Origin of the sequence: Clostridium sp. JN-9 (genome assembly GCF_004103695.1) — a bacterium.
Classification (GTDB): Bacteria; Bacillota; Clostridia; order Clostridiales; family Clostridiaceae; genus JN-9.
Window position 1 is genome coordinate 1039283 of sequence record NZ_CP035280.1, and the last position, 26294, is coordinate 1065576.

The window sequence follows — 26294 nt, forward strand, 5'->3', positions numbered from 1 at the left end:
TTTGGTGAAAGTTTATTATTGATATATCCACTTTTAAAATATGCAAAAATTTTAAAATATTATGGGGCTGTCGCATTAGCATAAAAAAATATGCTAACGCGGCAGCATTTTTTTTGTGTTTTATAGAAAATTTAATGATATTTTAGTCCCCAATGAGCTTGATAATTAAAAAAAGACGCACTTTAATAAGCCTTTCATATTAAGGCTTTTTTTGATTTGCAGAGTTTTTAAAATTTTAAAGTTTGATAATTATGCACCTTTTTTAAGTGGAAAAAGATGCGTTTCAGTTCTATCTAACTGAATTTTATTATGTAGCTTATTTATATTATGTGCCATTGCTAACAAAATACTTTCTGCCAAAACATTCTTTTTACCTTTGCATAGATATCTACGAAATCCCATATCCTGTTTTATCTCTCCAAAAGAGCCTTCGGCTTGAATACTTCGATTCATTCTCAACTCGCAACCATCATCACTTATAATTCTTTCAAGATCCTCTTTGCGAAGCATGTTGAATAGTTTTGAAGTCTCAAGATTTTTAACCCTTTCTTCTAATGGCGTTTTACAGTTATGTCCTCTTATGCATTTACTCTTGTAAACACAGTTACTGCAGTCCTCACAAGTATAGATTGTTTTTTCACTTATATAGCCAGTCTTACTTTTCCTTTTTACTATTTTATTTACTGTTAGTTTCTTATTATTTTTGCAAGTATAATAATCGCCCAATTCAGTATAATCCATGTTTTCTATTCTGCTTATATCATGTTTATATTTTCTTGTTTTTGATATTTCATAATTTGCTGGTTTAATATATGATAGCTGTCCATTTTCTTTGATATAAAGATAATTTTCTTCACTCTCGTAACCTGAATCCGCATCAATTTTAAAATACTTAAAGTACAAGGAATTCTCCATGCTTTTTATAAATGGAATCAATGTTGTTGTGTCCCCAGGCTTATCGCAAACAGTAACCCATACTATATATTGGGAATCTACTCCATTCTGAACATTGTAACCTGGTTTTAACTGACCATTTTTCATAGCATCCTCTTTCATCCTCATAAAGGTTGCATCTTTATCTGTCTTGGAATAGCTATTACGTTTACCGCAGGTATGGATTTTCTGTGTATATTCTTTTAACTTTCTAAGGTATTCCTCAAGTTTTTCAATAGAACGTTGAATAGGAGTTTTCCTTTTACCACATCCATGTACAAATTCAATATTTTCTTCCTTTTTCAAGGCGTAAAGCTTTTTGCGTAGCTTTTTTACATGTTTCATTTTTACTTTGTTTTCGTATACAAGCTTTATTCCATACAATTCCTCACATTCGGCTACAAAATCAGCTAATTTAGAAAGTAATCTCTCCAGGTTTTTTGAAACTGCTTTTTTCCAGACGAAAGTATACTTGTTAGCACATGCCTCTATCTTTGTACCATCAATAAATATAGTATCTCCTGATATTTCTCCAATCTCATAAAGAAAATTTGACATTTCAGCCATTATTGTTTCTGAGCACGGGGCAAAATGAATACTACGAAATCTTGCAAAAGTAGAATGATCTGGTGCTGGTGAACCTTCTAAAAGGTACATGAAATTTACATCTCTTTTGCAGGATAGCTCCATTGCTCTTGATGAATAATTATGATTCATATAGGAGTAAAGTACAATCTTCAGCATCTGACGTGGCGTAGCCTGATTTTCCCTTATTCGGGAATAAGTCGAATATAAATCTGTTAAATCCATCTCCTCTACAAATTGACTTAGCAAACGCACTGAATCATTATTGGGAATCATGTACTCAATATTTAATGGAAGTTTTAATTGATAATTTCCACGATATAAAGTATAATTTTTGTGTGAATTAATGTATTTTCTCATATGTTAATTTTACTATAAATCTTTCACTCTTTCGAGTGGAAGATTTATTTTTATGTAAAAAAGCTGCCGCACCAATTATTTTAGTGCAACAGCCCCTGTTTTTTTTGCTAAAATGTTTATATTAAAATTTTGTCCCTAAATTTTAACTAATTATTAACCTCTTTTTAATTAATAAATATTATACTAAAAGTTATGTTAAAGGTAGTCTTAATTTCCAATTGGAGGAGTGTTATTTTGGGTAAAAAAAAGAAATTTAAATCAAAACTTTTAATAATGTTTATAATCTACGAGATAGTATTTACTATAATAACAGCACCTTTTTATGTATTAAAAGGACCATTTGAAAACTTAAAAAAGATTGTGGTTGCTACAGTAATGGGCACAAGGCATACATATCTTGTAACAACATTTTTGTCAACAGATGAAATTAATAAAATATTAAATAATCAAGGTGGTGTTAAAGATACAGAGGCTGTAGATGTGGCAAATATAAAGGTAAATAATAACCGCAGTAATGAAATTGTAAGATATGATCTGCATCCTGATTCAGGAAGATATGATGGTTATTTATTGGAGATACCTGTACCTACCAAGGTTAAGATAGCTGTTACTAGTAAACTAGGAGTGCAGGGAGAGAAAACCAGTGAAATGGCAAAGGAGCATAATGCAGTGGCGGCAATTAATGGAGGCGGATTTTACGATGCCAATAAAGCTTCATTTGGAGGCGCTGCAGCATATCCAGGCGGTTTTGTAATTTCTAACGGTCAGGTTGTATTTCCAAAGGATGATTCAGGTGCAGACGTAAAATATAGTGTCACAGCTTTTACAAAGGCTGGACAGCTGATTGTAGGAAATTATAGTTTAAATGAATTGAGACAAAAGAATGTTTCTGAGGCTATTTGTTTCAGAGGCCCTGTTTTAATAGCCAATGGAAAAGGACAAATATCTTCTAAGGACGCAGCCAGCAGTGGTTTACAGCCTGTAACGGCAATAGGACAGAAAAGAGACGGTACTGTTTTATTTCTAGTAATGGATGGCAGGAAAAATCTTATAAAGTCAGGAGCCACCATGAAAGATGCTCAGGATGAACTTTTAAAATTCGGCGCATATAATGCAACAAATTTAGATGGAGGATACTCGTCCACTATGTATTATGATGGCAGCGTTATAAATAATCCGCATGGATTGAATGGAGAAAGATATGTGGCCACTGCATTGTATGTTGAACCTTAAAGGAGAGTTAGTAATATGAGTAAAATTAAAAGAATATTATTATGGAGTATAATTGCCGTGCTGGTTCAAACTGGTGTATTTTTTGCTGCAGATAAGTACTATGGGGAAACCATATTAAATACTAATGTTACTGAAGTAAGGGTAGATAAAAACAATAAAACACTTAAGAATATAACAGTTAATGTGCCTTCAGATGCTAAACAAACTGAGATTTCCTATGATGGCAAATATATATCTTATTATCAACAAAATAAATTAAACATAATTAACACTTATGATGGAACAAAACATTCTGTAAGTGCAGAAAATGGCTTTACACAGGTATACAGTAGATGGTTTCCTGATATGAATTCAATGGTTATATGTGAAAAGGACTTAAATCAGGGTAGAAATATAAATATTTATAGATATAATGCAGATAATGATAGTAAATTTACTCCAACAAATTATAAAGGAAAGGATATTAAGCTGAAATTAAATAACAGCAGCGACAAAATTTCAGATATAGCAATTTCATCTGCCATGAACATATGGTATATAAGAGTGGCTAAAGCTAATGGAAGAGCAGATATATTTAATATTGATGTAAATGGAAATGTGGTACCATTATTAAATTCAAAAATGATTGGTAAAATCGGAGTATTTAATCGTATGACCAATTTGATTTATGAAAGCAGAATAGATAATAATGTATATGTAAAAAATAATAGCTGGGATTCCCTAAGTAAAGATGTTTATTTACTTAAAGTAGACGATTCTGATAATTTATATATAGGTAAAATTAAGAATAATAAAATTGTTAAAATTCAATTTGGGTCTATAAAGAAAAATATAAATCAATGGCAGTCCATAGATTTTAATGATCCTGTAGCTATAAATCATATTATTATAACAAACAGCGGAAAAGTATATATGGCTGACAGCACAAATGGCGTCATTACAGATGAATTATCCAGTAAAACTACAAAATATAAAGGAATCATAATTGGTATTATTGATAAAACTTTATATGCTGTAAATAATGGTGTACTCATAAAGGAAAACTTAAATTAATTTCTAGAAGGAAGAATTGCTTCGCTTCCTATTGCTGCCGAATATATTATAAAGTTATTGTTTCCATAATTATCATCTGCATATATAAAAAGAATGTAAATAGATTTGATTTTACACAAATCTATTTACGTTCCCTGTTTGTAATTTATTTGTAAATAACAAGTTCTTCTAGTGGACGTCTCATTCTTCTGTAAGGGCTTTCCTTTTCATATCCAATAGGTGTAAAAGCTATAGGATGAAGTGAACTATCAAGTTCTAATATATTCTTAGCTGCTTCCACGTCAAATGCCCCCACCCAGCAGGTTCCAAGCCCAAGGGCTGTGGCAGCATAAACAATATGATCCATAACTATAGCAGCATCTACATCGCTGTAATTTTTATTGTCACGACGAACCCAGCACTTTTCTGGAATTGAGCAGATACAAATCACATAAGGTGCTTCTACGAACCAATTGCTGTTATATATTTTTTTCAGTTCTTCTTTTTTACCCTCAGTACTGATTACAATTATTTTAAATCCCTGACGATTAGCTGCAGTTGGAGCTAGTCTTGCTGTTTCTAGTATTTTATCCAGCTTTTCACGTTCAACGGTGGTTGATTTATAAGCTCTTACACTATGACGTTTTTGTACCAATTCAAAATAATCCATATCATACCCTCCATTAATTATTATTATTAATTGTATATTTTAACACTAACACATTTATCTAAATTATCAAGTGCTGTTTTTTGTCGAATGCTACCAGGCAGCACCCGAAATAAGTCGATAAAATGGGGACGGTTAAGTGAATAAAGCTAATTTCATAGAGTTTAATTGCGGCATTTTAATAACAAATATAAGTTATATTTATGTGAGGTGCTTCTAGATTAAATAGATATTAAAATATTAAATCATTAAATTAATATTATTAACTTATATATTAATAGTATTAATATTAATATAAATATAATATAAATATTTTTAATTTTAATATTGATTTATTTTAATAAGGGTAGTATATTATATACATAAGCATTGTAAGATTATTCATAAATTGGATTATATGATTTATTTAAGGGAGATGAAATTTTGTCCTATAAAATTATTAACAAGTGTCCAGTCTGCGGCTCTAAACTGTACATAACAAGATTAAAATGCAGTAAATGTAACACAGTAATTGAAAATGAGTTTGAAATGACATCAAAATTTGATTATTTAACAGCAGATCAATTATCCTTTGTGGAAACTTTTCTTAAAAACAGAGGGAATATAAAAGACGTTGAAAAAGAGCTTGGAATATCATATCCAACGGTTAGAGCTAAGCTGGATGAAGTTTTAAATGCATTGGGATATAATGTAACTTCACAGACTGCCGTGAATAAAAAGAAGATTGTAGATATGCTTGAAAATGGTGAAATAACACCTGATCAGGCCATTAAAATGTTAAATGAATAAATAAATGGGGGTTATTAATATGAATGAAGAAGTATCAAAAATTTTAAAAATGGTTGAAGATGGCAAGATAACTGCTGATAAAGCACAACAGCTTATAGAGGCCCTTAGTGAAAAACCTAAGGATGTTCAAGTTGCAAATTATGATGACATTATGAATAAAATGTTGAAAATAAGGGTGAGTTCACATGATGGGGACAAAGTAAATGTAACCCTTCCAATAAAGTTAATTAAAACTATGCTTAAAACATTTGGTAAAATTCCAATGTATAGTGACAATAAATACATGGAGAATGTTGATATTACAGTTATAGCCGATGCAATTGACAATGGACTCACAGGAAAAATTGTGGATGTAAATTCTTCTGATGGCGATATTGTTGAGATTTCAATTGAATAGGATGTGAATTTATGAAGGTTTCAGTTAAAACTGAAGGAAAAAGATTTTTCATTCCAGTACCTTTTGGAATTATTAAGCTTGGTATATTAATGGCTAAATCCCCTCTTGTTTTAAAACATACACCGGAAAAATACAGGGGATATATTAACTGTATAGATACAAATGAACTCAGTAAATGTATTGGTATTCTTAAGCAATATAAAGGCTTGAGAGTTGTAGACATAAGAGATAAAGATGGCACAGAGGTAGTAATAACAATATAGAAAGGGAATATTATGAGAGGTAAAAGAAATTTATCATTATATTTAACTGGAAGGTTAATTTCTCTAGTTGGGACAGGAATTCAACAAATAGCGCTGCCGCTTTATATTCTGGATTTAACACATTCTGGTGTTATGATGGGAGTATTTTCAATGCTTTGCCTGCTGCCAAATCTGATAACTTCGCCTTTTGCAGGTATTCTTGGGGATAGGAAAAACAGAAGAAATTTAATGGTAATAGCGGATTTTGGAAGAGGTATTTTAATCTGCATTTTAGGATTCCTGTCTATGTCAGGGACTATTAATATTTATATATTATTTATAAGTCAGATATTAATTTCCATTATGGACAGTATTTTTGGAGGAGCTTCGGTGGCCATGCTTCCTGAATTATTATCTGAAGATGAGCTTATGAAAGCTATGTCTATAAGGGGTGCTCTGGATGCAGTCTCAATGATTATTGGACCGGCACTGGGCGGTATAATTTATGGATTCTTTGGAATTAAAACAGTTTTCTATTTAAATGGAGTTTCATTTATTTTATCGGGAATATGCTCATTGGCAATAGTATACAAAGCTAAAGTATATGACAAGGGAAAAATAACATTAAGATCATTTTTTACGGAAAATAAAGAAGTATTGTTATTGATAAAAAACAGCAGGGGGCTCATGCAGTTATTTGCATTTGCAATGATAACAAATCTTCTTATGGAACCTTTGTTTGATATAGTAATGCCTTATGTTATGAAAAAGGGAATAGGCTTTAGCTCACAGCAGTATGGTTACATAATAACAGCTTTTATGGTGGGGATTCTTATTGGTAACCTAGCCTTGGGCCTTTTCGCGGGTAAATTTAAAACCAAATTTTTAATGAACAGTGGATTTATTTTAGAAATGATAATGTCTTTTGCACTTACAATTGTAGTATTCCCTAAAGTGGTAAATATTCTAGGAGGTAACAGCTGGAATCTATTTATAATTCTTTCACTTATATGTCTATTCATGGGAATCTTTAATGCAGCAGTTAATACTCCACTTAATACAAATCTTCAGAAAATGGTATCTAATGATATGAGATCAAGATTTTTCTCATTGCTTGGAGTTTTTTCACAGGGTGCAGTCCCTCTCGGAGCAATTATATATGGTATCCTTTTAGATAAATTTCATTACTTTAATATAATGTTTGTAATAACAATATTGACATCAGCTATAACCATATACTTTATTATAAAGGCAGTTCCAGAGGTTTATGATCCAAAACCAATTGGAAATAATGCAAAAATAGAAGAAAAGAGTTTGACGGGGACGGTTAACAACCTAAACAACTTAAAAGGGATGGTTAACAACTGACTAACTTCTAACTTTCAACTTCCAATTTTTAACTAAGGAATGGTGGTTAACAATTTACCAATGTTTTCAAATAAGTTGAATAACATCCTTTGTTGGAGTCAATACTATTAGCTATATAATTTCATTTAGTAAATCACTATTTAAGTGAGCAAAAATACTGATGCTTCTACAGTTTTTTGAGAAGCTGCATAGCTGATTTACTTTGAAATCTATTTGGTTGAGTTTAACAAAGAATGGGGTGTTTTCATTGCCAAGAACTGAAAGAATAAAGATGGATAATGCAATATACCATGTTATGGTGAGAAGTATAACTGAAGTTCCGTTGTTCAAAAAAGATGATGATAAAGACAAATACTTGAAACAGATGAAGGATTACCAAACAATATTTGGATTCAAGGTATATGCTTATTGTATCATGACTAACCATGCACATTTCATAATTGATTCCAATGGAGCAGACATATCAAAAATAATGCATGGACTGAATTTTAAATATGCAGTTACTTATAATAGGATTCATGATAGGCATGGACATGTGTTTCAAGATAGATTTAAGAGCAAAATAGTTGATACTGATAGATATTTAGTTACTTTATCAGCTTATATTCACAATAATCCTTTAAAAATAAAGGGTTATGAAAACTGTCCTGAAAAGTATAAATATTCAAGTTTAAAAGTGTATTTGGGTCTTAAAAAAGATGAAACAGGTCTTTTGGATGAGGCTTATATAATGCAAATGATGGGTGAAAATGTTAACAATGCAAGAGATAGATATTTAAAATTTGTATATATGTGTGATAAAGAAAAGCTAAAGAAGGAAATGGAATTTGAAGATGAAAAGACTGAGTATAGAAGTCAGAGAAAGGTACTGGTTAGAAATTTCAGCCCAGAGAAGATAATAGCCTTTATTTGTGAAGAAACAGGCATAGAAAAGCTAATGATGTATATGAAGAACAGCAGAAATAATAAGGAAGCAAGAGCATTAGCAGTGCTTTTAATGAGAAGCCTCTGTAATTTTAAAATTAAGCATATCTGCCAGATCCTTGGTAATATTACGGAATCCAGGGTTTCAAAGCTATGCTCCATAGGAGTTGAACTTATATCCACGGAGGATAGGTACAAGGATATTGTAAATAAATTTATTCTTCAGCAGGTGTGTTGAAAAAACATTTAAGTTAATAAGAAATTATACAGCCTTTTATGGCCATTTTTTTATACTTTATAAAAGGCTTTATTTGTTTGCATTTTATTATTTTGTACAAGCTTCAAGCTGTTCGAATTCTTTATAAATGAGAATCAATAATGAAGTAATTACATAGCAGAATAATAGTATGTTTAAATATTAATATATAGGAAAATCAAATTAGGCGTAGGCAATGCTATAAACTTAACAGATAAAAAATGTTAACCGTCCCACCGTTACACTGTTACATTTCTCCCGCAATAATTCAGGGAACTAAATGAGATTAAAAAAATCTCCAGGTAAATGTAAAATTGCCTGAAGGTTTTTTAATAAATTATAATTTTATTCCAAGTACATTTTTTACAAATAATCCAATAATGAAGGATAAAAACGCAACCCCCAAGCTTACTCCTGCCATTTGTATAAATCGCTGTTTGAAGTTAACTTCTTTAGCAACAGCTATATAATAATTAAAAACTGAAATTACAATCACAGCAATAACAAGACTTATTATAAGTGCTTGTACATACATATCTTTAGGTAAAATGATAAAAGGGAGTACTAATAAGATAACTGTTAATAGATATGAGACTCCTGTATAAACACTTGATTTCAAAGCATCTTTCGTATTCTCTGCTTTTTCAGCTATATACTCGCTAGCTGCCATAGAAAGAGTAGCTGACATCCCTGTGATTATTCCAGCCAGGGCAATTGTTTTGGTATTTGCCATAGACAGAGTAAATCCTGCAAGACTTCCTGTTATCTCCACAAGGGCATCGTTTAATCCAAGAACAATAGATCCTACATATTTAAGACGATCTTCGTCCAGCATACCAAGAAGTAAAGATTCATGGCTTTCTTCTTCTTTAGCCATTTTAGCAAATTCGGGTAGTTTGTATGATAATTCATCGTATTTGTATAACTTATATGCTTGATTTTCTCTTCCTTCCATTTGTTTTACTGCAAAAGTAAATCCAAGCGTTTTAGCTATAAATGAATAAAACCAAACTACATTTTTATTAACCTTAACATCTGTATTAGTATATGTTTTTATAAATTTATAGTGCTGATTTTCATCAGCTGCTATTTTAAGCAATATGTTTTTATTATTTTCGTCCTTTGTAATTTTAGCTACATTCCTATATATCTGACCCTCAGTTATTTCTCTTAACTGAATTTTAAGCAATATTTCTTTTAAATTTTCACTTATTTCCATTTTATTTACCACCTTTCCATATGATTTACTTTACATCTATTTAAATGGTTTTTACTAATTTTATGAAAGGATTTATCATATTATTATAGTACTACCACATTAAACTTACAATGAAAATAATTGATATTAAGTTTTATGAAATAATTAATATTGGGTTCATGACCTCAATTAGAAAACTAAATAAAAATTATGAGACTAATTATTGCTTAAAAAGCTTAACCGTCCCCAAGAGATACCAGGGAATATTGCTAAGGAAGCTTAACCGTCCCTTAGAAATATTGCCAAAAAAGCTTAACCGTCCCCCAAAAATAGTGCTAAAATTAAAATAAGCGACTATATAGAAAGGATTTATTATGTGAAATGATAGAAGAAAAAAACAAAATGGTAAGGTTTTCTCCTCCTAAGGAAAAGGAAAGGCTGTTATCTTATATTATAAAATATCGTAAACAGTTTTTAATAACAGCTGTGTCAGGAATATTTTTTAATTCAGCTATAGTTTTGGGCCCTATTTTTCAGGGTAAACTGCTGGATGCTGCAGTAAATTCACCAAGTATAACCAATATACTAAATGCGGGAATTTCATTTATACTTGTTACCTTGTCTTTTCAAATAGCAAGATTTTTTAAAAGATATTATGTAAGGGATATGGCTAACAGAATCAGCGGGGATATGCGTATTTCTGTTATGGAATCTATACTTCATACTGATTTAAATGCTATAGAGAAGAAAAAGGTAGGAGATATGATGTCAACTACTATAGGGGATGTAGACATAGTGGTTGAAGCAGTGAGAAAAACTATAACTGAACTGTGGGATACAGGTGTGCTTATGATTGCATATTTTGCAGCACTTATGTTTTATGATGTTAAAATCACATTAATAGTATGTATCCCAATCCCATTTGTTATAATGCTGACTCAATTCATGAGAAAAGTGGTTCAGGCTAAATCAAAGGCTGCCAGAGCAGCTAACTCAAAGACTACTACCCAAATCAGAAAAATGATATCACAAATTAATATACTCCGCTTATATGGAAGAGAGGATACAGAGCTTAAGAGATTTAAGGAAAGACTCACTGTTCAGGCTAAAAAGACTGCCATAGTTAATGTACTGCAAAATGGACTAGCTCCCATATATTCATCCATATCAAGCTTAGGTATTATTTTAGTTATTTATTTAGGAGGTAATAAAGTTATTGGAGGAAGCTGGACAATTGGTATATTTACAGCATATATAACCATGTTTACTGCACTTGCTGTGAGAACCACAACAGCTGCTAAGGTTTTTAATCTTCAGCAGGGAGCCAAAGCTTCATGGGATAGGGTTAAATCATTATTAAACAATGACAGTTTCAGGGAACATCAGCATTCTGAAGGTATGAATCCAATTGAAATAAGTGTCAATAACCTTTCCTTTAAATATGGTGATGACCAAAACTATGCTATTAAAAATGTTTCATTTAAAGTGCCTGCTGGTATGATCGTTGGAGTAACTGGGTCTGTGGGATCTGGAAAAAGTGCATTAGGTCTGGCGTTAACAGGCTTATATGATTATGAAGGAGAAATTTGCTTTAACGGACAGGATTTAAAAAACATAGATTATAATAAAAAGATTGATGATATAACATATATGGGGCACGATTCCTTCCTATTCTCTGATTCCATAAAGAATAATATCACCTGGGGAAATACTGATGAAGCAAAGCTAGACAAGGTGCTGGATATAGCATGTTTAAAGCAGGACATGCTGAATTTTCAGGATGGCTTGGAAACACAGCTTGGTGAAAAGGGAACCAGAGTTTCAGGAGGACAAAGGCAGAGAATATCTATGGCAAGGGCTCTATATAAAGATTCTAGTATTGTAATACTTGATGATCCTTTTTCAGCTGTAGACATAAATACTGAGGCCAAAATCATAAAGGAGCTTCGACAAAATTTACAGGGAAGGACAATCTTTATATTTTCTCACAGACTTCAGATATTTAAATATACTGACATGATTTTAGTTTTTGATAAAGGCAGAATTGCTGAGAAAGGCACTCATAATGAATTAATTAATGAAGAGGGAATATATAGTAAAATTTTAGACTCACAAAGTTTTTTAGGCGGTGAATTATATGAAGCATAATGGCATTGCAGTTTCTGCTTTAAAATCAACAATAAAAAATAAATTAGTACAAAGTATATTTTTAATAGCTGCTATTTTAGGTGGTATAGCTATGCAGCTGGTGCCGCCTCAAATATTAAAAAGCATCATTGATAATAATATTTCAAAGGGAATTTACAGTGGTGTAATGAAGCTTTCAATATATTATCTGCTTGCTGTTATACTTAGCGGAGCCTTTGACTTTTTAAGAGAGCTTATGATGGCAATTATAGGTCAGGATATTCTTGCTAATATCAGGTATAATATGGGCAAAAAATTAAAAAAGCTGCCCATTTCATACTATTCCAATAATGCAGTTGGTGAAATAATAAGCAGATTTACATCAGATGTGGATGCTGTAGGAACTCTTTTTTCTGAAGGATTGGTAGGAATGCTGGCGGATGGACTGAAAGCTTTGGGAATCATTGTTTCAGTTTATTTCATAAGCCCTTTATTAGCCTTATATTTGTTAATATTTATTCCAGTAATATATTTTATAACCAGATTTTTTAAATCCGCAACTTTTAATGCACAAATGGCTGCCAGAAGGGCTGTATCCCATATTAACGGTTCAATTCAGGAACTATTTAACGGCATCAGAACAATAAAAGTATTTTCAAAGGAACAGCTTTTTTTAAATAATTTTCAGCAGCCATTAAATGAAAACATATCCGCAGTTCATAAAACAAGTACATTAGATTCCTTTTTCCCATGCATAATGCAGATTCTTAGAGCTGTAATTATAACGATTACTGTTCTTATAGCAGCTCCAAAGGGTTTGGGTGCTCTTGGAATAACAATAGGGTCTGTTGCAGCAGTTGTAGACTTAATTTCCAGAATGTTTGACCCCATTCAATCAATAGCTGAAGAATTTCAGACAATTCAGGAAGCTGTTGCAGGTGTGAAAAGGATAAATGATTTTGACAATGAAAAAGAGGAAATAAGACAAACTGAAAAAAGTGACAAATACTTTACTGAATTATCATTAGATAAAAGTAATTTTAATAACACTAATATATCTATTAATAATATGAGCTTTTCTTATGATAATAAAAAAAATATTGTTCAGGATATTAATTTTAATGTAACGCCCGGAACGAAAGTAGCACTTGTTGGAAGAACAGGTGCAGGGAAAAGTACAATTTTAAATCTTGTGGCAGGGCTCTATAAGCCAAGCAGAGGCAGTATAAAAATACAAGGAATGGATTCTTTTAAAATTCCTGAAAATTTAAGAAGAAAAATATTAGGCATAGTACCTCAAAGTTTTCCTATTTATGATGGAAGCATTAGGGATGCTGTAACTTTATATGACGAAACTATCACAGATAAACAGGTAATAAAGGCATGTAAAACTGTATATCTGCATGATGATATTATGAAATTAAAAAATGGATATAACACTTTAATAGGTGAAGGTGAAAGCAGTCTTTCACATGGCCAGTATCAGCTGTTAGCTTTAGCCTGTGCTATTGTGTGCAACCCTCCTATATTGCTTCTGGACGAGGTTACTTCAGGGCTCGATTCATTAACTGAACAGAAAATATTCAAAGCTTTAAATGCAATATCTAAAGAAAGAACTATACTTACCATAAGCCACAGAGTGTCAGGAATTATAGATGCTGATAAGGTTATCATTTTAGATAACGGAAGAATAGTGGAAACAGGAACACCTGCTGATTTAGCAGGAAAAAATGGGTGGTATGCTAAATACAATCAAATTGAAAAGCTGGGCTGGAAGCTTTAAATTAAGGGACGGTTAAGTTTAAAACGTTATATTTCAATAGACATTATTATTTATTACAATATGTGGTAAAATGATTGTATAGTAGTAATATATTCAATAAAAGTTTTTGGGGAGGCTTTTATGAGAAAATTTATTATTTTATGCATTGGTTTAATTTTTACATTTAACATAATGGGATGTGGAGCCAGTAAAAGTGCCAATGCGGCTGGTGAGGATAAATTAAAGCTTCAACTCGAGAGCCAGCATTTTAGGTTCTATTCATTTAATAAAGATGTAAAATGCTTAAATGATTTGAATAAAAATCTTCAAGAAAATTATAAAAGGATTTCAAAGGATTTAAATGTATCATTAAAAGATAAAGTTGATATTGAAGTTTACCCAGATATTCAGTCATTTCATAATGCAATAGGGGCACCTATGGCACCTGAGTGGAATGTTGGAACGGAATGGGAAGGCAAAATTAAAATGGTTTCACCTTTAAACCCGGGGAAATATCACACCTATGACACATTGATGATGGTAGTGGTGCATGAATTTACCCATGTTATGGTTTCTCAAATTAATTCAAATTTAAAAGATATACCTATATGGCTTAATGAAGGTACCGCAGCTTTTGAAGCAAAACAGATGAATAATAATATAAAACAAGATTTAAAGAAAAAAATACAAAACAATGAGGTGCCGCCGTTATTTTCAATGAATAGCCAAAATTTATCTGACGGGGGATATGCATTTTCTTATACTGCTGTAGAATATGTGGTTAAAAATTATGGATATAACTCCTTAATTAAATTAATCAAATCACCTTCAAATTTACAGGAAATATTAGGATGCAGCAGCGAAGAATTTGAAAAGAGGTGGATGGACTTCTTAGTTAAAAATTACAATTAAAAATAATATTTATTTTGATTTTTTAATTGTTCTTCATGGGAAAGGAACGGTTTATGGTAACCGCCCCTGAAAATGCTAAAGTTAAGCCCTTGATTCTGGAGTAAATGTTGCACAGTCTGTTTCCTGCGAAGTATTAGCATTCCTATGTTCAACTTCAATCATTGATGCTGAGCAGTGATCTCCTGACATATAATAGTGACAGGTATTGACAACACATTTAATTCCCTGGTTAGGCTGATTCAATTTTTCTGCTTTCATTTATATACCCTCCTAAAAATAAAATACTATCTACAAAAGTATTATTGGCAAAACTAACTTTTTTATTCTGGAAATGAAGGCTGGGAATAAATAATATTTTATTTATGATAGATAATTAAATTAATATTTTGGAGGTGAGATTATGTCAGAGGACAAAGAGAAAAAGGTTCTAGAAAAAACAAGACGAAATTACTCGGAAATTCATACTATATCTGGAAACTTGTTTAAGGTTGATAGACATGAGGGAAAGAAAATCGCGGATGAAAGAAATGTGAAAAATCCACTTGTAGCAGTGTTGATTGTATTAGCGGCCATTGGAGCCACCTGGCTGGTAGCATTTTTAATTTTATCTTTGAGCAAAATGTTAAGCCATTAAATTGTTAATAATATTGAAACTTAATTGTCACTTAGTTGTAACAATAGCATAGTAGAATAAATATTAGTGACAAAAATTACAACCCTAAGGGTGGAAATGGAGAAAAATCATAATGGCACAAAAGGATAAAAAAACATCTAAGGAATCAAAAAGATTTTCAATATCAATTGTTATGTATGTAGCTGCTGTAATAGTTGCTATTCTTGGTATTACTGCATTAGTAAACAATATCATATTATTTAAAGGCACTGTGGCTCAATATGTAGCACAGGGATATGAGGCCTCAACGGTCAACAAACTATTAATACCATCGCAACTGCTTCCTGGAATATTTGAACCAATTGCAGTATATTGGGGTATTGCACTAGTTTTGGTGGGCGCAGGAATCATTAATAAAAAAGTTTCAAAATGTTTGGTATTATTAGGTAAAGAAGAAGTTTGCAATAATTCTGCTGAAGAAAATATAATTGAGAAAAATGCCCATGAAGAAAACAATACAGAAATAAAAGAAACACCTCAGGATGCTGGAACAGTGGATAAAACTGCGGAAACTCAATCATAAATAATATAATTATTTAGCAATTTTACTATTTTTATTAAGAACTTATCTTCAATAGATATGTTCTTTTTTATTTAAAATATTTTATGCTATACTTTTCATTTAACCACTAGCTTATGTAAAATAAAGGGTATTGTTTCAATTACCTATTGACAATACTTTTATAATTTTATATTATTTTATCAAGAACACAAAATTAATAAATACGTTACTAGGAAGAGGAAAAGTAAATATTATAATCTTTTTAAAGAGAAGAAGTCATTGGTGGGAGACTTTTAAAAGAATAATTTTGAACCAGCCTCTGAGTTCTGCACTGAAGTAATAGTAGGCTGCAGCGGGAGTTTTCCGTTAAAACAATAAGTGAGTATATGAAAGTATACTAACGAGGGTGGTACCACCGATAACTCGGTCCCTATTGGGATCAGGTTTTTTTTATTTTTTGTAAAAAAGTTTTAAATTAAGGTAAACAACTCAAACTATAAATATAATGTTTATCTACATTGGAGGAGTAAATATGGGAAAACAGAAAAAATTTGTGGAAGAAATAACAGCAATGGATGAAGATTTTGCTAAGTGGTATACTGATATCGTAAAAAAGGCTGAACTTGTTGATTATTCATGTGTCAAAGGGTGTATGATTATACGACCTTATGGATATGCAATTTGGGAAAATGCTCAAAAGTACTTGGATGGAAAGTTTAAGGAAATGGGCCATGAAAATGTATATATGCCTATGTTCATACCTGAAAGTCTGCTTCAGAAGGAAAAAGATCATGTTGAAGGCTTTGCTCCAGAAGTTGCATGGGTAACTTATGGCGGCGGACAGGAACTTACAGAAAGATTATGTGTTCGTCCTACATCAGAAACTTTATTCTGCGATCATTATGCAAAAATAATTCATTCTTATAATGATTTGCCAAAGAAGTATAACCAGTGGTGTTCTGTAGTAAGATGGGAAAAAACAACAAGACCATTTTTGAGAACAACCGAATTTTTATGGCAGGAAGGCCACACAGCCCATGCAACAGCTGAAGAATCCGAAAAAGAAACTATAGACATGCTAAATGTTTATGCTGATTTTTTTGAAAATATTTTAGCTATACCAGTTATTAAAGGACAAAAAACAGAAAAGGAAAAGTTTGCAGGAGCAGCTGCAACTTATACAATTGAAAGCTTGATGCATGATGGAAAAGCACTGCAAAGCGGTACATCTCATAACTTTGGAGATAATTTCTCAAAGGCTTTTAATATTCAATACACTGATAAAAATGGTAAGCTTCAATATGTATATCAAACCTCATGGGGGATGACAACCAGAATTATAGGTGCCATCATAATGGTTCATGGTGACGACAGCGGACTTAAGCTTCCACCTAAAATTGCTCCTACACAGGTTATGATAGTGCCTATTGCTCAGCATAAAGAGGGAGTTATTGAAAAGGCTCAAGAGCTTAAAGAAAGAATTTCAAAGGTAGCCAGGGTTGGCATTGATGTCAGCGATAAAATGCCTGGATGGAAATTCAATGAATATGAAATGAAGGGTATTCCAATTCGTGTGGAAGTTGGACCAAAGGATATAGAAAAAAATCAGGCAGTACTTGTTAGACGTGATACAAGAGAAAAGATATTTGTCTCTTTTGATGAAATTGAAGCCAAAATTACTGAGCTATTAGATGATATTCAAAATTCTATGTATGAAAAAGCAAAACAGCACAGAGATAAAAATACTTACTCGGCAGTAACCTTAGACGAGTTTAAGAAAATTGCAGAAACCAAACCAGGATTCATAAAAGCTATGTGGTGCGGTGATAAGGCTTGCGAAGATAAGCTTAAAGAGGTTGCAGGAGTAACTTCAAGATGTATTCCATTTGAACAGGAAAAGCTTTCAGACAAGTGTGTATGCTGCGGAAAAGAAGCAAAGCACATGGTTTACTGGGGAAAGGCATACTAAAAGTAGGGGAAAAGTAGGGGACGGTTAACCTCTTAGAATTAAAAATCAGGGACGGTTAACAACTAACTAACTTTCAACTTTCAACTTTCAACTTTTAACTGAAGAATGGCGGTTAACAACTGACTAATTTTTAACTTCCAACTTTTAACTAAGGAATGGTGGTTAACAATTTACCAATGTTTTCAAGTAAGTTGAATAACATCCTTTGTTGAAGTCAATACTATTAGCTATATAATTTCATTTAGTAAATCACTATTTAAGTGAGCAAAAATACTGATGCTTCTACAATTTTTTGAGAAGCTTAAATAACTGATTTACTTTGAAATCTATTTGGTTGAGTTTAACAAAGAATGGGGTGCTTTCATTGCCAAGAACTGAAAGAATAAAAATGGAAAATGCAATATATCATGTTATGGTGAGAAGTATAACCGAGGTTCCTTTGTTTAAAAAAGATGATGACAAAGACAAATACTTGAAACAGATGAAGGATTATCAAACAATATTTGGATTCAAGGTATATGCTTATTGTATCATGACTAACCATGCACATTTTATAATCGATTCCAATGGGGCAGACATATCAAAAATAATGCATGGATTGAATTTTAAATATGCAGTTACTTATAATAGGATTCATGATAGGCATGGACATGTGTTTCAAGATAGATTTAAGAGCAAAATAGTTGATACTGATAGATATCTAATTACTTTATCAGCTTATATTCACAATAATCCTTTAAAAATAAAGGGTTATGAAAACTGTCCTGAAAAGTATAAATATTCAAGCTTAAAAGTGTATTTGGGTCTTAAAAAGGATGAAACAGGTCTTTTAGATGAAGCATATATAATGCAAATGCTAGGTGAAAATGCAAATAATGCAAGAGATAGGTATTTAAAGTTTGTATATATGTGTGACAAAGAAAAGCTAAAAAGGGAAATGGAATTTGAAGATGAAAAGACTGAGTATAGAAGTCAGAGAAAGGTACTGGTTAGAAATTTCAGCCCGGAGAAGATAATAGCCTTCATTTGTGAAGAAACAGGAACGGAAAAGCTAATGATGTATATGAAGAACAGCAGAAATAATAAGGAAGCAAGAGCATTAGCAGTGCTTTTAATGAGAAGCCTCTGTAATTTTAAAATTAAGCATATCTGCCAGATCCTTGGTAATATTACGGAATCTAGAGTTTCGAAGCTTTGTTCCGTAGGAGTTGAACTTATATCTACGGAGGATAGGTACAAGGATATTGTAAATAAATTTATTCTTCAGCAGGTTTCTTGAAAAACTGTTAATTAATTTTATAAAAAGTAATACATACCTTTATGATCATTTATTTTTTATACCAAATAAAAGATCTTATTTGTTTGCAATTTATTATATTGTACAAGCCCAAGAAGCATTATAAAATATCATTATTCAAAAATATGGAAGCTAATAGTTAAAAATAAAATCTGCAAAACAAGTGCTAATTACACTTGTCTTGCAGATTTTTAACTGAAAGTATTTAATTTTAAATTGTTAACCGTCCCTACTCATTTAATTCTAATCTGTTAACCGTCCCAACTCAACAGCCAACCTGGCGGCTACCTTTACGTTACTGTACACAAGCTGTATATTGGAATCCAGGCTGGCTCCACCTGTTATATCTTTTACCTTTGCCAGAAGGAATGGGGTAGTTGCTTTGCCTTTAATTCCTTGCTTATCTGCTTCCTTAAGTGCCTGGTCTATGGCTTTATTTATTGTGTCATAGTCCATTTGATATTGCTCTGGAATAGGATTTGCAACAATCATCCCGCCGTTTAATCCTAAATCCCATTTCGCTTTAAGTGCTAATGCTAATTCTTTTTCACTATCTACACGGTAATCAACCTTAAATCCGCTTTTTCTTGTATAGAAAGCCGGAAGCTCTTCAGTGCCAAATCCAACCACTGGAACGCCCTGAGTCTCAAGATATTCTAAAGTTAATCCAAGATCAAGTATTGACTTTGCTCCGGCACATACTACAGCTACATTTGTATGTGCAAGCTCCTGAAGATCTGCAGAAATATCAAAAGTCTGCTGAGCTCCTCTGTGTACTCCGCCGATTCCGCCTGTCCCAAATACTTTTATACCTGCCAAATTGGCAATTATCATAGTTGATGCTACAGTTGTAGCTCCATCTAATTTTTTTGAAATAATAAATGGAATATCTCTTCTGCTGGTTTTAACAACAGCTGTTCCTTTTTTACCTAAATACTCTATTTCATCTTTAGTAAGACCAACCTTCAATTTACCATTTAGAATGGCTATGGTAGCTGGAACTGCACCGTTATCTTTAACTATTTTTTCAACATTTAATGCGGTTTCCACATTTTGAGGATATGGCATTCCATGAGATATAATTGTGGATTCAAGGGCAACTATTGCTTTTCCCTCATTTAAAGCTTTTTTAACTTCTGGGTTAATGTCTAAGTATTTCTCTAGCATAATTTTAACTCCTTCATTTTATTATTTACATTTTCAATACTCATATTAGGATTAATAGTATTTTCATGTGACAATGCAAGAATGGATGCTGCTATGGCAAATCTTCCTGCATATTCTGTAGAAAACTTTTTTAGGTAGCTGTAAACCAGAGCTGCTACAAAAGCGTCCCCTGCACCAGTTGCGTTTACTACCTTTATCTTAGGAGATTTGATTTTTCCATATTCACTGCCGTTGTCATAGAAAATTCCATCTTCACCTAATGTAATAAACACATTTTTAACACCTTTATTCAGTAAATATTCTGCAGCCTTCTTTAAATCTTCATCCTTATTAATTTTTATTCCTGTTAATATTTCCACTTCCAGCTTATTTGGCTTAATAGTATGAAAATATCCTATGAAATCCTTGACTTTTTGACATTTTGTGGTAGACACAGTATCAAGAAAAAAATCCACATCTTTAAAGTTTGTTAAAATATATTCAATAACATCTCTGGGAATATTGGTATCAATGACACAAACTGCAGAATTTTCAATAACCTGTTTTTTTGAAGCAATAAATCTGGGAGTAATTTTATCGAAAATATCCATATGTGCTATGGCTGCCTCCATGTCTCCGGTTTCATTAAGAATAGATAAATAAGTAGAAGTGCTTTGCCCATCCATTATTAAGGATTCTTCCATGTTAAGGCCCATATCCCTGGCTTCATCTAATATTTTATTGCCATAGATATCATTACCCACAGCACTAATAAGCCTTGTATTTATACCAAGTCTCACAAGATTTTCACCAACATTTCTTCCTACACCGCCTAAGGATATCTTTACTTTCCCTGGGTTAGAATCATGAAGGATAAGTTTATTATTGGGGAATCCCTGAATATCTATGTTTGTTCCTCCAACAATACTTACATATTCATCTTCACTTGCAACTATATAACCTTTTCCAAGTATACAGCCCTTTTTAAGTAAATTAGTTATATGAACTGCCACAGAAGAACGAGTAATATTTAATTCAGCAGCCAGCTCCTTTTGCGATATCATAGGCTTTTCTTTTATTAACTGTAAGATTTCTTTTTCTCTTTTTGTCATGGTGTACTCCTTAATATTTGCTTACGTAGTAATCATTTGTTTACAATAATATATTATCACTGCTTAAAAATATGTCAATAGTGTTTATAAAACTTATATGAAGCTTGATGAAACTTTTAAAATTTATTTATATGAATTCTGGAAAAATCTAAATTATTCTCACTATAGGGATCTTTTGTTTCACCTTTATAGCCTATGGAAATTATACTTTCTATTCTGTAATTTTCTTTTATATTAAGAAGTTCCCTTACATAGTCCTCTGCTGTTTTATCATCATTATGCTTCCTGTTTCTAATTTGAATCCAGCATGAGCCAATCCCCAAGTCCTCAGCTTCTAACTGCACAATAATAGAAGCTATAGAAGCATCTTCAATCCAGGTATCGCTAATACTTTCATCACCTATAATTACTATTCCAAGAGCTGAATTCTTTAAAAATAATGCACCAGGTTTACAGTTTGAAATCTTCTCCAGTAATTCCTTATTATCAATAAACATAAACTGCAGATGCTTTAAATTCCTTGAAGATGGCGCTAAAAGCAGTGCTTTCTTTAAAGATTCAATTTTATCCTCTTCTATACTATGCGCCTGATATTTCCTAATACTTCTTCTTTGTTTTAATAAATCTAACATTTTATTTCCTCCAAAATTATAATTTCTAATTCCATTACCATTATAGTACAAAAAAATAAATTGAATGTAATAAATGATATCTGATGGTATAATAAATTTGTAATGCCGGAAACATTAGGCTTTATCTTGAAAACTGGATGAAATTCATATTATTTAATATTATTTAAATGGATTGGAGATTTATTATTATGGATAGAAAACTTAAAATAGGAATAGTTGGACTTGGAAACATTGCACAAAAGGTTTATCTTCCTTTTCTTACTAAAGAGACGGACTGGAATTTAGTGGGGGCATATTCTCCTACAGAAAGCAGAAGAAAACAAATATGCAAAGAATATAGAATTAAAGACTTTTCAAATCTAAGTAATTTAATCAGCAGCTGTGACGCTGTTTTTGTTCACAGTTCAACTGATTCCCATTTTCAAGTAATATCTGAAGCATTAAATATGGAGAAGGATGTTTATGTGGACAAACCTCTGGCTTCAACTGTTGAGCAATCTGAACGATTAGTTGATTTAAGTAAAAGAAAAGGCAGAAAGCTTATGGTAGGCTTTAACAGACGATTTGCACCGATGTATATAGAAGCAAAAAAACAAGTTAACAATGTGGCTTGGATAAGAGTAGAAAAGCATAGAATAAAATCAAGTTCACAAGTAGATTTCAAATTTACTCTGCTGGATGATTACATTCATTTAGTTGATACTGCAAGATGGCTTGGAGAGCCTTCAGGACCCATTGAAGGGCATGTTGAAATTAATGAAAAAAATCAAATGATTTATGCTGAACATAATTATATTTCAGAGAATAAAAATCGAATCTTCCTTGCAATGCACAGAAGTGCGGGAACAAATCTGGAGCAGCTTGAGATTGTAGGTGAAAATGCAATAGTAAGGGTTAAAAACATGGATACTATGGAAATTGAAAGGGAAGGAAAGGTTATAACAAACAGTTCACCTTCCTGGGAGACAATTATTAAAAGAAGAGGATTTGAAGATGCAATAATGCATTTTATAAATTCGGTTATTGGAGACACTGAGCCATCAATCAATGGTGAGGAAGCACTAAAATCGCAGATTCTTGTGAAACAGATCATTGAAAAAACAGGGACGGTTAAGTAAAGATTGGGGACGGTTAACCTGAAAATAAGGAGTCAACTTCTAAGGGATTAATAAAAATGTAAAAAGAACCACTAATTTTTTCAAAAAATGATATAATCAAGTTATGGATTATAATCAATAATAAATTGTGGGAGAATACAAATGTATCAGCAGATAATAAAGATTTATCCTTTTTACAAGGATTCTTGGATAATTGTTAATTCGAAAATTGCAGAAAAACATATTGACAGGTCCTCATTTATATATGGACAAACTGGCATACCAAAGGATATTGCATACTTTTTTCATGCTGACAATTTAAAACCGGGAGAAAAGATAAAAGTTTATCTTTCATTTAAAGGAAAGTTATATGAAGGCGAAATAACCATGGACATAAATGAAAGAATAAAATTGTCATGGTGGAAGGAATTACGAAATGAAATAAATTCCAAACTGGAGTTTTGCTCAAAATATTTCATTGATGATAATTGCGCTACAGATGAAATTCAGGACAGACCTTTCATAAGATTTATAAGAATTAGAGAAGATACATATAAAATTGAATTTATAATCAGGTAACTATGGTTAGAATAAGCATTTATGGGGATTAGAAATCCCCAATGTTTAAAGCTGTTATTTATTTATAACCATTTCGTTTATCAATTGCTTCATCTTTGATTTCTTTTCTCATGGACTCAAGAGAAGATTCTCTTCTTTTATTTTTTTCCTTAAGGTTCTTCTTAGCTTTTTCATCATCTGTTTTAGCAATCATTTCATCAGCAAGTTCACAATTTTGAATGGTTTTATCAATATTATATTGAATTCTATCCACATTATTTCTTCTATCATCTGGTTTTGGTTTATCACTCATAATTTCATCTCCTTTTTAATTTAATGTGAAAACTCCATTTTTATTATGCGTAAAATATTATTAATTATAACCATACTATTAGGAAAAATGGGCATAAATAAAAGCTGTGAAATTAATAAAATCTACAGCTTTTGATAATTAATAATGTTCTTTAAAAATATAAGTTTAAAAAAATTAAAGGTATATTTAATATTTTATAGAATATTAAAGTAAGAATATGCTAAATATATAGATAAAGGAGCAGATACGCAATGGAAAAGGATAAGAGAATAGCTGTGCTTATTGATGCAGATAATGTATCAGAAAAATACATAAAATATATCTTAGATGAAATTTCAAATCTTGGAACTCCAACTTATAAAAGAATCTATGGTGACTGGACAAGACCACAGCTGGCTCCATGGAAAAATGTATTACTTAATTATTCTATTAGTCCGATACAGCAGTACAGCTACACAACTGGGAAAAATTCCACTGATGCGGCTTTAATAATTGATGCAATGGATATACTTTATTCACACAATGTGGATGGCTTTTGTATTGTATCTAGTGATAGTGATTTCACTAAACTGGCAGCACGCCTTAGAGAAGCAGGTATGTATGTTATAGGAATGGGAGAAAAGAAAACACCTACTCCTTTTATATCAGCCTGTGAGAAGTTTAAGTATCTTGAGGTATTAGAGTCAATGGCATCTAAAGATGAAACTGAAAACATTAAGGAAGTACATAAACAGGAAGAGCAGAAAGTCGGCATGACAAGCAAGGATAAATTAATAGAGACAATTAAAACAATTATTACAGAGGTTTCGGATGAAGACGGATGGGCATTTTTAGGAGAAGTAGGGGGAATATTGAACAAGAGATTCCCTGATTTTGACACTAGAAATTATGGATATAATAAACTTACACCTTTTGTGTCATCATTACATTGTTTTGAAATCAGGTCAACAAAAACCAGTAACCCAAGCATTAGCCTGAAATATATAAGAAACAGATAAAAATAATAACATTTAAATTCCAATGCTGTAAAATGGCGTTGGAATTATTTGCGTGTTGAAAAATAGTTTAAATAAAGTATATACTGTTAAAAAGTAAACTATTAAAGATTTTATTGAAAATATAAGTCTATTTTTTCACATATTATCTAAATAATAAGACATATAGCAAACCTGGAAGGAGTTATGTTAATGAGATTTTTTGATACTTCTAGCGATATAGGAATTGATTTAGGAACCTCTAATACTTTATTATATGTGAAAGGAAAAGGTATATTACTAAATGAACCATCTGTTGTAGCAGTAAACAGCAGAACCAGAAAAATTTTAGCTATTGGTTCTGATGCAAAAAGTATGATAGGAAGGACACCTAAAGATGTTACCACAATAAATCCTCTAAAGGGCGGGGTCATTGCCGACTTTGACTTAGCACAGGAAATGATTAAAAAGTTTATAGAAAAGGTTAGCGGCAAAGTTGTTTTCAAAAATTCAAGGATTGCAATTTCCCATCCTTCAGGGGTTACAGATGTTGAAAAGAGAGCAATTGATGCTTCAATAAAACAGGCAGGCACAGGTAAGGTTATGCTTGTAGAGGAACCTGTGGCAGCTGCAATAGGAGCAGGACTTCCTATAAATGAACCAGTTGGCAGCATGATTGTGAATATAGGCGGAGGCACTACTGAGGCTGCAGTTATTTCTCTTCAGGGAATTGTTACAAACAAGACTTTGAGAACAGCAGGAGATGACATTGACAATTCAATTATTGAATATGTAAAAAAGGAATATAACCTTATGATAGGCGAAGTAACAGCTGAAAAAGTAAAAATTGAAATAGGCTCTGTATTTCCCGAAAATGACCAGGATGAAAAAAACATTGAAATAAAAGGAAGAGATTTAATTACAGGACTCCCAAGGGCGGTTATAATTACTGAAGGAGAAATAAGGCAGATCATAAAAGGAGTTGTTACCTTAATAATTAATGCAATTAAAGATACAATTGAACAAACACCTCCTGAATTAGCTGCGGATGTAATGGAAAGAGGCATAATGCTTTCTGGAGGAGGAGCACTTTTGCGGGGGCTGGACAAGCTTATATATGATGAGCTTCATATGAGTGCTTATATAGCAGAAAACCCAATTGAATGTGTTGCCCTTGGTACAGGTAAGTGCTTGGACATGATTGATAAAATTTAAATAGATAAAAACTAATATGGT

The 26294-nt window shown here is 31.9% G+C and carries 26 protein-coding genes and 1 other annotated feature; of the genes, 18 read left to right on the forward strand and 8 right to left on the reverse strand.

Annotated elements, in window-relative coordinates; translation table 11 throughout:
* Positions 1 to 249: 249 nt before the first annotated feature.
* Complete coding sequence (locus EQM05_RS04965) at positions 250 to 1878, reverse strand: IS1182 family transposase (protein ID WP_128748411.1); 1629 nt, start codon at positions 1876 to 1878, stop codon at positions 250 to 252.
* A 192-nt stretch (positions 1879 to 2070) separates the two neighbouring features.
* On the opposite strand from EQM05_RS04965, the gene EQM05_RS04970 reads away from it, so the two are divergent.
* Together EQM05_RS04970 and EQM05_RS04975 are read left to right on the forward strand one after the other, a co-directional pair.
* Positions 2071 to 3111, forward strand: a complete 1041-nt coding sequence (locus EQM05_RS04970; protein WP_128749017.1) for a phosphodiester glycosidase family protein — start codon at positions 2071 to 2073, stop codon at positions 3109 to 3111.
* 15 nt (positions 3112 to 3126) lie between these two features.
* Entirely contained in the window at positions 3127 to 4164 is a 1038-nt protein-coding gene (locus EQM05_RS04975; protein WP_128749018.1) for a hypothetical protein, read from the forward strand.
* 145 nt (positions 4165 to 4309) lie between these two features.
* Here the strand turns inward: EQM05_RS04975 and EQM05_RS04980 are convergent, their stop codons facing one another.
* Positions 4310 to 4813, reverse strand: a complete 504-nt coding sequence (locus EQM05_RS04980; protein ID WP_128749019.1) for a nitroreductase family protein — start codon at positions 4811 to 4813, stop codon at positions 4310 to 4312.
* Positions 4814 to 5233: 420 nt separating this feature from the next.
* Here EQM05_RS04980 and EQM05_RS04985 point away from each other — a divergent pair, with 420 nt between their 5' ends.
* From EQM05_RS04985 to EQM05_RS05005, 5 genes are all read left to right on the forward strand, one after another.
* A complete protein-coding gene (locus tag EQM05_RS04985; protein ID WP_128749020.1) occupies positions 5234 to 5599 on the forward strand; it encodes a DUF2089 domain-containing protein in 366 nt (121 codons plus the stop codon).
* A gap of 19 nt (positions 5600 to 5618) precedes the next feature.
* Positions 5619 to 5996, forward strand: coding sequence for a hypothetical protein (locus EQM05_RS04990; RefSeq protein ID WP_128749021.1), 378 nt, complete (start codon positions 5619 to 5621; stop codon positions 5994 to 5996).
* 11 nt (positions 5997 to 6007) lie between these two features.
* A complete protein-coding gene (locus EQM05_RS04995; protein ID WP_128749022.1) occupies positions 6008 to 6259 on the forward strand; it encodes a hypothetical protein in 252 nt (83 codons plus the stop codon).
* Positions 6260 to 6271: 12 nt separating this feature from the next.
* Positions 6272 to 7606, forward strand: coding sequence for an MFS transporter (locus EQM05_RS05000; protein ID WP_128749023.1), 1335 nt, complete (start codon positions 6272 to 6274; stop codon positions 7604 to 7606).
* 238 nt (positions 7607 to 7844) lie between these two features.
* Positions 7845 to 8768, forward strand: a complete 924-nt coding sequence (locus EQM05_RS05005) for a transposase (protein WP_128751035.1) — start codon at positions 7845 to 7847, stop codon at positions 8766 to 8768.
* A 355-nt stretch (positions 8769 to 9123) separates the two neighbouring features.
* Here EQM05_RS05005 and EQM05_RS05010 read toward each other — a convergent pair whose 3' ends face one another.
* Positions 9124 to 10005, reverse strand: coding sequence for a VIT1/CCC1 transporter family protein (locus EQM05_RS05010; RefSeq protein ID WP_243108118.1), 882 nt, complete (start codon positions 10003 to 10005; stop codon positions 9124 to 9126).
* Between the two features lie 360 nt (positions 10006 to 10365).
* Here EQM05_RS05010 and EQM05_RS05015 point away from each other — a divergent pair, with 360 nt between their 5' ends.
* From EQM05_RS05015 to EQM05_RS05025, 3 genes are all read left to right on the forward strand, one after another.
* Positions 10366 to 12132 carry an ABC transporter ATP-binding protein gene (locus EQM05_RS05015; RefSeq protein ID WP_128749024.1) on the forward strand — a complete coding sequence of 589 codons (1767 nt, stop codon included), beginning with the start codon at positions 10366 to 10368 and terminating at the stop codon, positions 12130 to 12132.
* Complete coding sequence (locus tag EQM05_RS05020) at positions 12122 to 13894, forward strand: ABC transporter ATP-binding protein (RefSeq protein WP_128749025.1); 1773 nt, start codon at positions 12122 to 12124, stop codon at positions 13892 to 13894. The genes EQM05_RS05015 and EQM05_RS05020 overlap by 11 nt, the downstream gene beginning before the upstream one ends.
* Positions 13895 to 14014: 120 nt before the next feature.
* Positions 14015 to 14785, forward strand: a complete 771-nt coding sequence (locus EQM05_RS05025) for a peptidase MA family metallohydrolase (RefSeq protein ID WP_128749026.1) — start codon at positions 14015 to 14017, stop codon at positions 14783 to 14785.
* 81 nt (positions 14786 to 14866) lie between these two features.
* On the opposite strand, the gene EQM05_RS05030 is transcribed toward EQM05_RS05025, so the two are convergent.
* Complete coding sequence (locus EQM05_RS05030) at positions 14867 to 15043, reverse strand: DUF1540 domain-containing protein (protein WP_128749027.1); 177 nt, start codon at positions 15041 to 15043, stop codon at positions 14867 to 14869.
* 142 nt (positions 15044 to 15185) lie between these two features.
* Between EQM05_RS05030 and EQM05_RS05035 the strand changes: the two genes are divergently transcribed.
* The 4 genes from EQM05_RS05035 (at position 15186) to EQM05_RS05050 (ending at position 19208) form a co-directional block, all read left to right on the forward strand.
* Positions 15186 to 15419, forward strand: coding sequence for a hypothetical protein (locus EQM05_RS05035; protein WP_128749028.1), 234 nt, complete (start codon positions 15186 to 15188; stop codon positions 15417 to 15419).
* Positions 15420 to 15531: 112 nt separating this feature from the next.
* Positions 15532 to 15981, forward strand: coding sequence for a hypothetical protein (locus tag EQM05_RS05040; protein WP_243108119.1), 450 nt, complete (start codon positions 15532 to 15534; stop codon positions 15979 to 15981).
* 201 nt (positions 15982 to 16182) lie between these two features.
* Positions 16183 to 16395: a binding site (T-box leader), on the forward strand.
* 97 nt (positions 16396 to 16492) lie between these two features.
* Positions 16493 to 17929 (forward strand): proline--tRNA ligase, encoded by a 1437-nt coding sequence (gene proS / locus EQM05_RS05045; RefSeq protein WP_128749029.1) that lies wholly within the window; start codon positions 16493 to 16495, stop codon positions 17927 to 17929.
* 355 nt (positions 17930 to 18284) lie between these two features.
* A complete protein-coding gene (locus EQM05_RS05050; protein WP_128751037.1) occupies positions 18285 to 19208 on the forward strand; it encodes a transposase in 924 nt (307 codons plus the stop codon).
* 261 nt (positions 19209 to 19469) lie between these two features.
* On the opposite strand, the gene EQM05_RS05055 is transcribed toward EQM05_RS05050, so the two are convergent.
* From EQM05_RS05055 to EQM05_RS05065, 3 genes are all read right to left on the reverse strand, one after another.
* Positions 19470 to 20393 carry a pseudouridine-5'-phosphate glycosidase gene (locus EQM05_RS05055; protein WP_128749030.1) on the reverse strand — a complete coding sequence of 308 codons (924 nt, stop codon included), beginning with the start codon at positions 20391 to 20393 and terminating at the stop codon, positions 19470 to 19472.
* Complete coding sequence (locus EQM05_RS05060; RefSeq protein WP_128749031.1) at positions 20387 to 21484, reverse strand: PfkB family carbohydrate kinase; 1098 nt, start codon at positions 21482 to 21484, stop codon at positions 20387 to 20389. The genes EQM05_RS05055 and EQM05_RS05060 overlap by 7 nt, the downstream gene beginning before the upstream one ends.
* A gap of 116 nt (positions 21485 to 21600) precedes the next feature.
* Positions 21601 to 22116 (reverse strand): nitroreductase family protein, encoded by a 516-nt coding sequence (locus EQM05_RS05065; RefSeq protein WP_128749032.1) that lies wholly within the window; start codon positions 22114 to 22116, stop codon positions 21601 to 21603.
* Between the two features lie 188 nt (positions 22117 to 22304).
* Here EQM05_RS05065 and EQM05_RS05070 point away from each other — a divergent pair, with 188 nt between their 5' ends.
* Positions 22305 to 23234 (forward strand): Gfo/Idh/MocA family oxidoreductase, encoded by a 930-nt coding sequence (locus tag EQM05_RS05070; RefSeq protein WP_128749033.1) that lies wholly within the window; start codon positions 22305 to 22307, stop codon positions 23232 to 23234.
* A gap of 141 nt (positions 23235 to 23375) precedes the next feature.
* The gene (locus EQM05_RS05075; protein ID WP_128749034.1) at positions 23376 to 23792 is read left to right on the forward strand and encodes a hypothetical protein; all 417 of its coding nucleotides are present in this window, start codon (positions 23376 to 23378) and stop codon (positions 23790 to 23792) included.
* A gap of 58 nt (positions 23793 to 23850) precedes the next feature.
* On the opposite strand, the gene tlp is transcribed toward EQM05_RS05075, so the two are convergent.
* The gene (gene tlp, locus EQM05_RS05080) at positions 23851 to 24084 is read right to left on the reverse strand and encodes a small acid-soluble spore protein Tlp (RefSeq protein WP_128749035.1); all 234 of its coding nucleotides are present in this window, start codon (positions 24082 to 24084) and stop codon (positions 23851 to 23853) included.
* A 251-nt stretch (positions 24085 to 24335) separates the two neighbouring features.
* Here tlp and EQM05_RS05085 point away from each other — a divergent pair, with 251 nt between their 5' ends.
* Both EQM05_RS05085 and EQM05_RS05090 read left to right on the forward strand, forming a co-directional pair.
* Positions 24336 to 25082 (forward strand): NYN domain-containing protein, encoded by a 747-nt coding sequence (locus EQM05_RS05085; protein ID WP_128749036.1) that lies wholly within the window; start codon positions 24336 to 24338, stop codon positions 25080 to 25082.
* A 189-nt stretch (positions 25083 to 25271) separates the two neighbouring features.
* Complete coding sequence (locus EQM05_RS05090; RefSeq protein ID WP_128749037.1) at positions 25272 to 26273, forward strand: rod shape-determining protein; 1002 nt, start codon at positions 25272 to 25274, stop codon at positions 26271 to 26273.
* Positions 26274 to 26294: the final 21 nt, after the last annotated feature.